Raw genomic sequence first — 12,612 nt, forward strand, 5'->3', positions numbered from 1 at the left:
AATTATGGGAACGCTAACATAATATGTTCGAATTGCAATCCAGAATTCGAACATATGTCAAATTATTCGACGGTTAAGGTGGTCGATTTTACATTGTCAGAGCTATTCCCAACCATAATCTCAAACTCACCAGCTTCGACGACGCGCTCCATAGAGCGGTTGAAAAAATGCAAGGCGGATTTGTCTATGGAAAGGGATACTGTTTTGCTCTCGCCAGGGGCTAGAGATACTCTTTTAAAACCCTTTAGCTCTTTGACAGGGCGGGTCACAGAGCTGACTTTGTCACGAATATAAAGCTGAACAACTTCGTCCCCAGCGACATCGCCAGTATTTGTAACATTAACGGAAACAGACGTTGCGTCTTCCACCCCCATTATTGACGTGCTCAATATCGGTTCTGATATGTCAAATGTCGTGTAGCTCAAACCAAAACCAAATGGGTATAGAGGGCTAGCATCTCCAAAGGCATAACCTCTTCGCGCCGTTGGCTTGTGATTATAAAAGGAAGGAATTTGCCCCACATTGCGCGGTACGGTTACGGGCATTTTCCCGCCTGGATTGACCTCACCAAAGAGAATATCTGCGACAGCGGTGCCTGTTTCTTGGCCTAATATCCAAGCATAAAGAATGGAAGGAAGCTTGTCTTCGACATTTTCCAAGCTCAAAGGGCGTCCTGAAATTACAACTGTAGCTATTGGGACGCCTGTTTCAGCTAATGCCTCAATGAGTTCCTTTTGCTGCCCTATCAGAGTGATGTCATTGCGGTCGCCCATATGTGTTTCTGACCAAGCTTCACGCGAGGTACTCTCGTCACCACCAATGGCCAGAATAATGAGGTCAGCCGTCTTTGCCGTTGCTACAGCCTGATAAATTCTAGCCATGTTCTTATCGACACTTTCAAGCTCTACTTCGTCATCCCACCAAGAGCGGTTTTGTGTTAATTCAACACCTTTGGCGTGAACGATTTCAGCCCGATCACCGACTTGTTCCTTGATACCATCCAAAATGGAAATGGTTTGACGCGGTTCATCGGAATATCCGCCCAAAACTGTGATGTCTGAATTGGGGCCGATGACGGCAATGCGTTTATAATCTTCGATGTTGAGTGGAAGCAGCTTATCATCATTTTTCAACAAGACGGGCGCCCTTTGAGCGGCCTTTAACGCCAGTTGACGGGCTTCGTTATTGCCTGTGATTGAATCAGCATAGGCGGGGTCAGCATAAGGCGTTTCATAAAGATTGCCTCGCTCTTTTAACTCTAAGATTCGGCGGACGGCTTGGTCCAGATATTTTATATCATATTCGCCATTCTCGATCATGGCTTTCAGCTGAGGGAAGGCGGTGCCGTCAGGTAGCTCCATATCTACGCCAGATTTTAGCGCTAAAGCGCCTGCTTCTGGAACTGTATTGACGATACCGTGGCGGACTTGCAATTCGGAAATCGCAAAGTAATCGGCGACAACAGCGCCGTCAAAACCCCATTCCCCCCGTAAGACGTCATTTAAAAGCCAATCATTAGCGTGGGAGGGAATGCCATCAATTTCGTTGTAAGAGGCCATAACCGTGGCAGCATTGCCTTCGTTAATGGCGGCCTCGAAAGGTGGGAAAAATATTTCTCTTAGGACACGTTCAGAGATTTGAGCCGGGCCAACATTCATGCCACTTTCAGGCTGGCCATGACCTGTCATGTGTTTAAGGGTCGTTAGAACTTTCTCGTCGCCGATTGGAAAGCCGTCTCCTTGAAAGCCTTTAACCGCGGCAACGCCCATGCGTGATACAAGAAATGGATCTTCGCCAAATGTTTCTTCGATACGCCCCCAACGTGGATCAAGTGCGACGTCTACCACAGGGGATAAAACATGATGGACACCCCGCGCCCGAATTTCACGGGCTGTCACGCTATAAATGTCTTCGGCAAGCTCAGTGTCAAATGTTGCGGCCAAAGCTATGGATTGCGGAAAAGCCGTGGCGTAGCGACCTTGAAAGCCGTGTAAACCTTCTTCGTGGAAAAGGGTTGGGATGCCAAGGCGTGTCTCCTCAAGCATCCATTTTTGAATAGTATTGACCAGATCAACAGTATCCGCAGGCGTACGCGCAGACATGCGGCGAACAACAGTCGAGTCGTTCACGTCTCTGGGTTCATCCGAGGGGCCTTCCATACCAATCGTGTCTTGGGGTCTGGCGTAACAACCAATGCCATGAGGAAATTTTTCCTTCATTTTAATGGGGTCAAAATTGCCATCTTCATCATATATATCCGCTTTACCAAACCATACGCAGCTGACTTGTGCCAATTTCTCATCAAGAGTCATATCGGCCATCAGGCTTTCGACACGGTCATAGGATGATGATGTGATAGTCTTTGGCGTTGTGTTTGGTGCATCGCCGTTATTACACGCCGATAGTTGCAGGACGACAGCTAGGCTCGTTAAAAATTTATATGGTAAAGTCATGTTTTCCCCGGCAGTTCTATATTTTAATTGAGTTATTTTGTGTGATTTGTGACGATATTTTCTAGCATCTCTTGTCGACCTGAAATGGGAACAGGGGATGTATTTTTGTCCAGCGCATAGGCCGCCATTGTTTCCAAATCTACTTTACCGCTCAGCATGTCCTGACCAATTCCGTCATTCCAACCATCATAGCGCGTGTCGACAAAAGAGGAGAGGGCTTTGCTTTCAATGAGATCTGCTGCATTTTCCAAACACCGCGCGAGTAAATCCATACCGCCAATATGCGCGTGGAAAAGGTCATCTGCATCATTGCTTTGGCGTCGTACTTTGGCGTCAAAATTAGACCCGCCATTTTTAAAACCGCCACCCTGTAAAATGTAATACAGCGCCATCGTCGTTTCACGAATATCGTTCGGAAATTGGTCTGTATCCCATCCATTTTGGGGGTCGCCGCGATTGAAGTCGATCGAACCAAAAATGTCAAAAGCATTGGCCATTTCAACTTCGTGTTCGAAACTATTACCTGCTAATGTCGCATGATTAGGCTCTATATTGACGCGTACTTCATTTTCAAGGCCGTGTGCTTTCAAGAAGCCATAGACCGTCCCGACGTCGCGGTCATATTGATGTTTTGTGGGCTCATGAGGTTTTGGTTCAATAAGGATATCCCCTTTGAATCCAATTTTGTGTTTATGCTCAACGGCCATGTTTAAGAAACGACCGAGTTGGCTCATTTCCTGTTTCACGTTTGTGTTCAAAATCGTGTCATAACCTTCACGGCCACCCCAGAGGACATAGTTTGAACCTCCAAGTCGATGGGTGACTTCCATACATTCTTTTACTTGAAGAGCCGCAAAAGCGACGACGTCTGGATTAGGATTAGTCGAAGCGCCAGCCATATATCGTGGGTGAGAAAACATGTTCGCTGTACCCCAGAGCAATTTGACTCCCGTTTCAGCCATTTTAGCTTCAGCCTTATCCGCAATAAGTCTTAGATTTTTGACATATTCTGCAGGTGTTTCTGCGTTGGCCATCATGTCAACGTCGTGGAAACAATAGAAAGGGTTGCCGAGTTTTTGAAAGAATGAAAATGCCGCCTCGAGTTTTTCTTCAGCTGCTTTTTGGTCGTTCACAGGGCCATGCCAAGGGCGGTTAAATGTGCCGCCGCCAAAAACATCAAAACCATCCCAACAAAAAGTATGCCAATAACATACCGCGATACGTAAGTGATCTTCCATGGTTTTACCCATGATGACTTTGTCTTTGTTGTAATGGCGGAAAGCCATTGGGTTCGTGCTGTCTGGGCCCTCATATTTGATGTTGGGGATGTGCTCGAAATAAGGGTGGCTCACGATTGGTTCTCCTTGAATAAGTCAGAAAGGGATGTGTACAGCTTATTAAATAAGGCCTGACGGGGTTTAAAATGGTCTCTAAGAGCCAAATTGGGTTCAATAACATTGGTTATTTTTGGGGATGTGCAGACATCTTTTATGGCTTCTTTCGAATGGCAAAGGCGTGCCAAACGCGCGGCGCCATAGGCAGGGCCGACGGCGCCACCGTCGCGATAAATCAAGGGCAAATCAAAAATAGAAGCCAATATCTCGCCCCAATAATCAGACCTAGCGCCGCCGCCAATGACGGAAAGTGAACGTATTTCTGCGCCAGAATCCTTGAGTGAATTTATGCCGTCCGCCAATCCAAAGGCCACGCCTTCAAGAGCCGCTTGGGCCATGTCCTCGGCTGTCGTAGAGTGGTTTAATCCAAAAAAGACGCCTTGCGCCAAGGGGTCGTTATGCGGAGTGCGTTCCCCAGAGAGATAAGGCAGAAAAATCTCTTGGTTTGATGGTTTGTTACGACTCGCAGCTTTTTCATATAATTTAGCCGGAGATTTAAAACCGCAGACCGAAGATACCCAATCTATGGCGCTGGCGGCGCTTAACATAACGGACATTTGGTGCCACCTATCTGGTAAAGCGTGGCAGAATGTATGAATGCCGCCGTCTGGGTGTGGGCGATAGGCATCATCAGCCAGAAAAATAACGCCCGAAGTTCCGAGAGATAAAAACCCGTCTCCGCGGCTATATATTCCTGAGCCAACAGCGCCTGCAGCATTATCGCCGCCGCCCGCAGCAACAACAACTTTGTCCATGCCCCAAGCTTCTGCGAGTTCTGCGCGTAGCTGTCCGGTGGCTTCGGTGCCTTCAAAAAGACGTGGCATGTTTTTGTCACTTAGCCCGCAAGCTGAGAGCACTTCGCTGGACCAATCCCGCGCCGCTGTATCAAGCCAAAGCGTGCCTGCGGAGTCAGACATATCAGAGGCATATTCGCCCGTCATACGCAAACGAACATAGTCTTTTGGTAGCAAGACCTTGGAAATCTTTTTGAAAATATCGGGTTCGTTTTCTTTGACCCAGAGTAGCTTGGGCGCCGTAAAGCCGGGCATTGCGCAATTCCCAGTAATGAGGCGTAGATTCGGGATTTGCGTTTCTAATGTTTTGCACTGCGAAGCACTCCGTCCATCATTCCATAGAATAGCGGGACGAATTGCTTTTCCGTCTTCGCCTAAGAGTGTCGCACCATGCATTTGACCTGACAGTCCAATGGCTTTTACCCCGCTACGTATTTTGGGGTCTAAGTCCATAACGGCTTTGTTCGTTGCGGACCACCAATCTGTTGGGTTTTGCTCTGACCATAGTGGGTGAGGGCGGCTGACCGTAAGTGGTGCGTGTGACGACGACATAACTTTATTATTGCTGTCACAAATGACAGCTTTCACGCCTGATGTTCCAACATCTAATCCTAAGAAAAGCATATTCCCCGTCCGTTTTTTCAAAATGATAGCGTTATCATTTTGGTGCGTCAAACTATAAAGAGGAGAATCTAGAAAATTCTGTGCTTAAGTTTTTAGGGGTTGAACCGAACCGCGTTTGATAAGGTCAAAAGCCAGTAGGGTGGTGTTTTTCTCGTCAACTGAGGAATCGCCAGACAGTTTTGCTGAGAGGAGATTTACAGCGCGTTCCGACATTTCGGAAATAGGCTGTTTAATCGTTGTTAATTCTGGCCAAATCGAAGTCGCAATTTCTGTATCATCAAAACCTGCGACGGATAAATCTGCAGGTACTGTTAAGCCGCGCATATTCGCGGCAGCCACAACGCCTGCCGCCATATCGTCATTGCTTGCAAAAATAGCGGTCGGTCTGTTTTCAAGACCGAAGAGTTTAAATGCGCCTTCCATACCTGAGCGATAAGTAAATTTGCCGTCTACGGTGAGTTCTGCTTTGTAAGAAATTTTTCGGCTCTCAAGAGCAGATTTAAACCCTTTATAACGATGCAGGCTTGAAGGGTGGTCATCTGGGCCTTTTATAAACCCTATGCGTTCATGGCCAAGATCAATAAGATATTCAATCATTTGATGAACAGCGGCCGTGTCGTCCATCGCCACTCGAAGGGTGTCGGTAAAGACATTGCCTGGCGCTACGCGGACGCAAGCAACCCCAAGGTCTGTCAGAGCGTCAACCAAGTCTCGGTTGTCGCTGAGGGGCGGCGTAATAATAACGCCGTCTAGTCCTGCGCGCCGGAGAGATTCTGCTACTTTTTTATGATTGCCATTATCAGGGTTTACAGCGCCCATATCATCGATGACCAGGTGATGGCCAAGATTGCGACAAGCTTTCAGGGCACCCTCTAATACCTTTGCGAGATAGCTTGGGCTAGGATTGTGATAGACAATTCCAATGAAAAACGAATTACCGCCAGCTAATCGGCGGGCCATAAGGTTCGGGCGGTAGTTTAATTCACTAATCGCGGTTTCTACTTTTTTACGCGTCGCTTCTTTGACGAGCCCTTGTCCGTTTACAACGCGTGATACGGTCATTTGGGAGACGCCAGCGCGTTCAGCAACTTCTTTAATCGTCACCTTATCTTGGTTTGAACTTAGACGCATTACGCTATGACCTTTCCCGACACCGACTGGGCCCAGCCATTATTCATGAGCTTTTGTTGGCGTAATGAGTCATATGGCAGAGAAGACAGCCTTCTGGCAATGTAAAATTGAATGGAGCCTTGCAATGTGGTTTCGTCAAATTTGATGGCTTTAATCTCTGAAAGTCTCTTTCTGAGAGTCTTAGAGCTTCTAAACGTGTGAAATAGAAAACTTACAGTTTGTATTGAATAGATATGACTACTCTTTTGCGTAATGTTTTATGAACGTGTCAGACGCGCAATTTTCTTTGATGAAATCTTCATGCTGCGGCATGTAATTTGACGCGGTCTCTATTGTCTCCGAAATGTTTTGTAGACGCTTTGCCGTCTCCTCGGCATCGAATATATCGGCGACGGGGTCATAGGCATTTGGAATGATATTCTGTCCCAACATTACGGCAAACCAACTCGTGTCGTTGAAGAGCTCTTCATTTTCTCGGAAGACACGGCCATAGGACTTAAAGAGATTTATCTTCTCCGCTAAGTATTCGGGTATTTCCATCGTCTTTGTGTAGTTCCAAAAGTCACTATCGGTGCGTTGTGTGGCGTAATAATGTAATATGATGAAGTCTCGGATTTTCTCATTTTCAAAATCTGTAAGACGATTGTAACGATCTATATCGACCTGATTGAAGGATTTGTCAGGAAACATTTGCATCAATTTGGCGATGCCATGTTGAATGATGTGAATAGAGGTGGATTCAAGGGGTTCTAAGAAACCACCTGATAGGCCCAAAGCGACAACATTTTTATTCCAGGCTTTCTTACGCATTCCTGTCTTAAAACGAATGACCCTAGGGTCTTGGAGAGGAGGGCTTTCTAAATTTTCTATAAAATGTGTGAGGGCTTCTTCATCGGACATAAAGCTCGAAGCGTAAACATGACCATTTCCGACACGGTGTTGAAGAGGGATACGCCATTGCCAACCAGCAGCGCTGGCTGTTGAACGCGTATAGGGCAGCATTTCTCCTTTTCGCTTACATGGGGCTACAACAGCGCTATCGCAGGGAAGCCAATGAGACCAATCCGTAAACCCCGTTTTTAAGGTTTGTTCAATTAAGAGGCCTCGGAAGCCGGTGCAATCAATGAACAGATCGCCTTTTACTTTTATGCCCTTATCAAGCGATATAGATGTCACAAAGCCTGTTTCCGGGTCTTGCTCGATATCGACAATCTTGCCTTCGGTTCGTGTTACACCGCGTTCTTCGGCGAGGCGCCGTAAGTATTTAGCATATAAACCGGCATCAAAATGAAAGGCATAAGCGATATTTGAGAGTGGCGAGTTTCCTGCATTCACTGGCCGCATAAACCGATTTTTACGCGCGGCTTTGGCTTGAAGGGAGTAATCCTCAAGAATTTGATGATTATGCTTTGGATGGTTTTTTAAGTAAAATGCGTGGAAGGATACGCCGCCCATATCCAGCCCATAGCCGCCAAAAGGGTGAATATACCGATCGCCCAACTGACCCCAATCGACGAACTCAATGCCGAGTTTGAATGTAGCATTTGTTTCGCGTACGAAGTCATCTTCGGTAATACCAAGTGTGCGGTTGAACGTGCCAATTTGCGGGATTGTTGCCTCGCCGACACCCACTGTGCCAATAGCCTCAGATTCAACAAGTTCAATCTCGCAATAGTGAGGGCCTAGAATCTTTGAAAGTGCTGCCGCTGCCATCCAGCCGGCCGTGCCGCCACCCGCAATAACAATTTTGTCAATTTTTTCCATATCGGGGCTATCTTGTGGTTTTTCGAACCAATTGGTCGATATATGATTGGTGGTCTGGCATTTGCTCAGCTGTTCTCCGAATTAACTGGTGCATTCCTGCAAGATGATTTGAAAGCTGTTGCGTGTCGAGTGTATCCACTAAAGGGTCCCAGCTTCTGGGCATTACTTTCTGCCCTAAAAGTACAGCGGCCCAATTATCTTCACCAAATAGCTCATCCTGAAATCGGAATATCCGTCCTTTGGACTTGAACAGTTCTAACTTCATTTGAAGGCTATCTGGAATATCCATGTTTTTAACATAGGTCCAAAAATCAGAGTCTGTTCTCTGAGTGGCCTTGTAATGTAATATCAAGAAATCCCGCGTTTGTTCAAACTGCATATGGGTAAGATTGTTATAGGTTTCCGCCTCAGCTGTATTGAAAGAGGGGTCCGGTAGTAAGGCTATGAGTTTTGAAATGCCGGCTTGAATTAGGTGAATGGAGGTTGACTCAAGCGGTTCCATAAACCCAGCGGATAATCCGATTGCGACGCAATTCTTGTGGAAGAACTTTTTGCGGCGTCCGGTTCGAAAATGTATTTTTCGAGCCGAGCCTATGGGATTACCTTCGAGGTTTTCGATAAGGGCTTTTTCGGCGTCGTCATCTGTTATATATTGGCTAGAATATACATGGCCATTGCCCGTTCTATGTTGCAATGGAATACGCCATTGCCAACCGGCAGTTAAGGCTGTGGCGCGAGTATAGGGGGCAGGGGCTGAATCGCGAGCACCCGCAATCGTGACGGCTCGATCACATGGTAGCCAATGTGACCAATCTTCAAATTCTATTCCAAGAGCGCCGTTTATCAGTAGTGACTTAAAACCTGTGCAATCAATATAGAAATCACCTTCTATAGTGTCTCCGCTTTGAAGTTTTAAAGAGGTTATATGGCCATTTTCACTATTTAGAGCCGTGTCGACTATTTTTCCTTCAACGCGCTTCACGCCTCGACTTTCAGCAAGGCTTCGTAACAATAACGCATATTGGGTGGCGTCAAAATGATAGGCATATGCCAAGCTAGACATCACACTATTTGGGTTTGGCGAAGGCGGAGCAAATTTCCCAGAATAGGCGGCAACGGCTGAGAGGCAGAATTCATCTATATTAGGAACTTTGCCGAGCGCATTCAGTTTGAGCCAGATTTGGTAAAATTTTATGGCCTCTATATCTTGGCCGTAACTCCCAAAAGGATGAATGTAGCTATCCTTCCCATTATACCAATTTTTAAACTCAATCCCGAGTTTAAATGTAGCATTCGTGAATTTTATGAAGTCTTCCTCTGGAATGCCTAGTAGTTGATTAAAGCCGACAATCGGCGGGATAGTCGCTTCGCCGACACCGACCGTGCCAATAGCGTCGGATTCAATCAGGGTTATACGCGTTTGCTTATTTTCAATTAAGCGGCTTAAGGCGGCGGCTGTCATCCAACCTGCTGTTCCGCCGCCAGCGATAATGATATGATTTAATGCAGAGGAGGGGGCTTTCATTACTGACTCCGCTTATGGGCATACAGAGCCTTGGCGCGCCCTAAATACTCGGTTTGAATTGCCTGAGAGTTTCCCCATTTTTGGGAAATATCTTTTTGAAGGTTGAGGGCATCAGTCATTTGTGTCGGGGTGAATTTGCCTGTTAATGGATCAACTCTTTCTGGATTTATCCCTAGTGCCAGTAAGTAGGCAATCCATTCCGCATCGGAAACAGGTTCGTCGTCATAGCTGACCAATCGCCCACGGGAGAGAAATTGTTGCCATTTGACTTTGAATGGTTGTGAGGTGTTTTCGATGTCAATCAACCCCGCTGCGACACATAATGCGGACTGAAAGTCCTTAGCTCGATTTATGCTGCTTTCAACGCGCCTGTTAAACTCTGCGGCGTTTATCGTGGTGTCTGATTTATCGGGCCACAAATCAAACAGGGATAAAAGCAAAGACGCAATCGCATCCATATAAGCGTGATCATAAGGTAAGAGGCTCCTTAAGCAATCTGATAGATTGATTACGTTGTCTTGCCAAACATTTTGGCAAGTATCGCTCTGGGTTTTCCTGCTTTGGTTTTCTACTGGAAACAGAGTTTCAAGGCAGTCAGTTTGCGTTTGAACGATTTGTATAATTGCTGAGTTTTTAACGCGGTATTTAATGTGACTTGGCATAGTCGTGTTAGGGCTTATTTTAGTGAACCCATCAGCTTGTAATGGATTATTATCCGCTTTTAGTATCAGGTCAGCATCATTTTGGGTTGCACTTCGGAAGCCGTAATGTTTGGCCGCACGCCGCATATAATCTTCAAATAAAGCCCTCTCTAAAATGAGGTTGTAACGAAAATTAGCTCTTCCTACAGGCTGCGTTTCAATCGGGTGAGAAAAGCGTTTTCCTTTAGCGAGATATAAGGGCGCGAAATAGTCAGAGTAGGGTGCAATGATATGTAAAGAACGAGCAGCGCCATATATTTGATGAAAGGCAATACCATCAAGCGTTGCGACAGATGTTAAATATGGTGCAAAGCTGGGGGCGTTAAGATTATCATGTTCAAATTCAGCGCCAACAACAAAAGTCCCTGCGCAGGCTTTTAACATATCGCGTTCATCAAGACCTATTTTGCGAAAAAGGCTGAGAGCCTGAGGTCCGAGTATTATGGGGGGCTGTTTTTCGTAAGACGAATGTTCACTTAATGAGCCTGAGACGGTAAAGCCTAGACTTTTCCCGAGCCAGCTTAGGAACACGGCACAGATAGAGCCGCCGTGAAAGTCGCCGTCGATTCTGATTGATGAAACTGAACCCACATGTGCCATTATGAAGGCCTCACATATTGGTTCAAAAACTCTCTATGGGGCGGTAAAGCGGCAACTGTGCTTTGAATGTTTGATTGCAGTGTTTCCATAAACCCCATAATTTGTTTTGCGTTAAAAGTTTTTACAATGGGGTGGCTGCTGTCGGGTATAATACCTTGGCCTAAATAGACTGAGAGCCAGCTCGCATATAAAAATAATCCTGTTTTATAGTCTTGAATTGTCCCTGTCTGCTTGAATAGATCCATCTTTTCTTTGAGAGAATCAGGAACCTGCATGGTACGAACGTAATTCCAAAACGGGGAGTCGTCGCGTTTCGTTGCATGGTAGTGTAAAATTAGAAAGTCTCGGATGCGTTCGACTTCTAGTGCCATTACTCGGTTGAATTCAGTTCTGTCCTTAGGACTATTGCGTCTGTTTGGTAGAAGCTCAATGAAGTGCGTTATGGCTGCTTGAATCAGATAAATACTGGTTGATTCCAAAGGTTCGAGGAAGCCACTTGAAAGACCGATAGCGACGCAGTTCTTTTCCCAACTCTTTTTACGCCAGCCTGTGTCGAACTTTAGAAACAGTGGATTGTTTGTTGGTTTGCCTTCAAGGCCATTCAGCAAGATCTCTGCGGCTTGCTCATCTGACATATATTCTGAGCAATACACATGCCCATTGCCGACGCGATGTTGAAGCGGAATTCTCCATGTCCAGCCTGCTTTTTGGGCGGTTGCGCGAGTATAAGGTTCTGGTGCTGAATCGCCTTCACACGGCACAGCAACGGCCCTGTCACAAGGTAAATATTGGGTCCAGTCATCATATCCTACACCCAATGCCTCTTTGAGCAATAAGGCTCGAAAGCCTGTGCAGTCGATGAAAAAGTCTCCTTCTTCTATGTGACCTGTTTCTAGCTGGAGTGAGAGAATGTCTCCTGTTTCAGGGGCCAAATTTACTTTTTCAATTTTTCCTTCAACCCGCTTTACCCCGAGTTTTTCCGCGAATCGACGTAAAAACAAGGCATAGTCTGTGGCGTTGAATTGATAAGCATAGGAGAAAGATGACATCAATTGGGTCGGGTCTTGAGATGGAAGGCCGAACTTGTTTTGCTCTGCCATGATGACGGGCAGTGAGTAATTACAGGCGCGAGAATCAAACCCAGAACGACGTAAATGAGTCCAGAAATGGTGAAAGTCTATGTTCTGAATTTCGCGTCCATAGTCCCCAAATGGATGAATGTAATGGTCGCCAATTTGCCCCCAATTACAGAATTCTATACCTAGCTTAATCGTTGCCTGCGTGGCCTTTATGAGCTCTTTCTCATCAATTCCAAGGGTTTGATTGAAGAATCTTAGGTGAGGTAATGTGGCTTCTCCGACACCAACCGTTCCGATTTGTTCTGATTCTATAAGGGTCACTTCTATGCCAAGGGGGCACACGAGGCGGGCCAATGCAGCTGCGCTCATCCAGCCAGCTGTGCCGCCGCCTGCGATAACGATTTTCCTAATGTCGTCACAATTAAATGTCATAATATGTTGTACAAGACCTCATTTCCCTAATGCCGAGCCTAATAGAAAGTGTTATGTACTAATTTTGCAACAGTATAATTCAAAAATTATAGCGCTATCATTTTTGACGTTGACA

The 12,612-nt window shown here is 46.1% G+C and carries 8 protein-coding genes; all 8 read right to left on the reverse strand.

The window, feature by feature from the left end:
- Window positions 1-62: 62 nt before the first annotated feature.
- Window positions 63-2,453 carry a glycoside hydrolase family 3 N-terminal domain-containing protein gene (locus tag DES40_RS02335; protein WP_121098960.1) on the reverse strand — a complete coding sequence of 797 codons (2,391 nt, stop codon included), beginning with the start codon at window positions 2,451-2,453 and terminating at the stop codon, window positions 63-65.
- Window positions 2,454-2,485: 32 nt separating this feature from the next.
- A complete protein-coding gene (gene xylA / locus DES40_RS02340; RefSeq protein ID WP_121098961.1) occupies window positions 2,486-3,805 on the reverse strand; it encodes a xylose isomerase in 1,320 nt (439 codons plus the stop codon).
- Entirely contained in the window at window positions 3,802-5,265 is a 1,464-nt protein-coding gene (xylB, locus tag DES40_RS02345) for a xylulokinase (protein WP_121100349.1), read from the reverse strand. Before xylB ends, xylA begins: the two co-directional genes overlap by 4 nt.
- 84 nt (window positions 5,266-5,349) lie before the next feature.
- Entirely contained in the window at window positions 5,350-6,396 is a 1,047-nt protein-coding gene (locus DES40_RS02350) for a LacI family DNA-binding transcriptional regulator (protein WP_121098962.1), read from the reverse strand.
- A 237-nt stretch (window positions 6,397-6,633) separates the two neighbouring features.
- Entirely contained in the window at window positions 6,634-8,160 is a 1,527-nt protein-coding gene (locus tag DES40_RS02355; protein WP_121098963.1) for a tryptophan halogenase family protein, read from the reverse strand.
- Between the two features lie 7 nt (window positions 8,161-8,167).
- Window positions 8,168-9,685 (reverse strand): tryptophan halogenase family protein, encoded by a 1,518-nt coding sequence (locus DES40_RS02360; protein ID WP_121098964.1) that lies wholly within the window; start codon window positions 9,683-9,685, stop codon window positions 8,168-8,170.
- On the reverse strand, window positions 9,685-10,986 hold the full coding sequence (locus tag DES40_RS02365; protein ID WP_121098965.1) for a tryptophan 7-halogenase: 1,302 nt from the start codon (window positions 10,984-10,986) through the stop codon (window positions 9,685-9,687). Before DES40_RS02365 ends, DES40_RS02360 begins: the two co-directional genes overlap by 1 nt.
- Entirely contained in the window at window positions 10,986-12,497 is a 1,512-nt protein-coding gene (locus DES40_RS02370) for a tryptophan halogenase family protein (protein WP_121098966.1), read from the reverse strand. Before DES40_RS02370 ends, DES40_RS02365 begins: the two co-directional genes overlap by 1 nt.
- Window positions 12,498-12,612: the final 115 nt, after the last annotated feature.

The sequence above is a fragment of the Litorimonas taeanensis genome, from assembly GCF_003634015.1.
Taxonomy (GTDB): Bacteria; Pseudomonadota; Alphaproteobacteria; order Caulobacterales; family Maricaulaceae; genus Litorimonas; species Litorimonas taeanensis.

Excerpts from the sequence above, each read along its gene's own strand:
- DES40_RS02335 (WP_121098960.1), bottom strand. The coding sequence starts at position 2,453 with ATGACTTTACCATATAAATTTTTAACGAGCCTAGCTGTCGTCCTGCAA.
- xylB (WP_121100349.1), bottom strand. The coding sequence starts at position 5,265 with ATGCTTTTCTTAGGATTAGATGTTGGAACATCAGGCGTGAAAGCTGTC.
- DES40_RS02350 (WP_121098962.1), bottom strand. The coding sequence starts at position 6,396 with ATGCGTCTAAGTTCAAACCAAGATAAGGTGACGATTAAAGAAGTTGCT.
- DES40_RS02355 (WP_121098963.1), bottom strand. The coding sequence starts at position 8,160 with ATGGAAAAAATTGACAAAATTGTTATTGCGGGTGGCGGCACGGCCGGC.
- DES40_RS02360 (WP_121098964.1), bottom strand. The coding sequence starts at position 9,685 with ATGAAAGCCCCCTCCTCTGCATTAAATCATATCATTATCGCTGGCGGC.
- DES40_RS02365 (WP_121098965.1), bottom strand. The coding sequence starts at position 10,986 with ATGGCACATGTGGGTTCAGTTTCATCAATCAGAATCGACGGCGACTTT.
- DES40_RS02370 (WP_121098966.1), bottom strand. The coding sequence starts at position 12,497 with ATGACATTTAATTGTGACGACATTAGGAAAATCGTTATCGCAGGCGGC.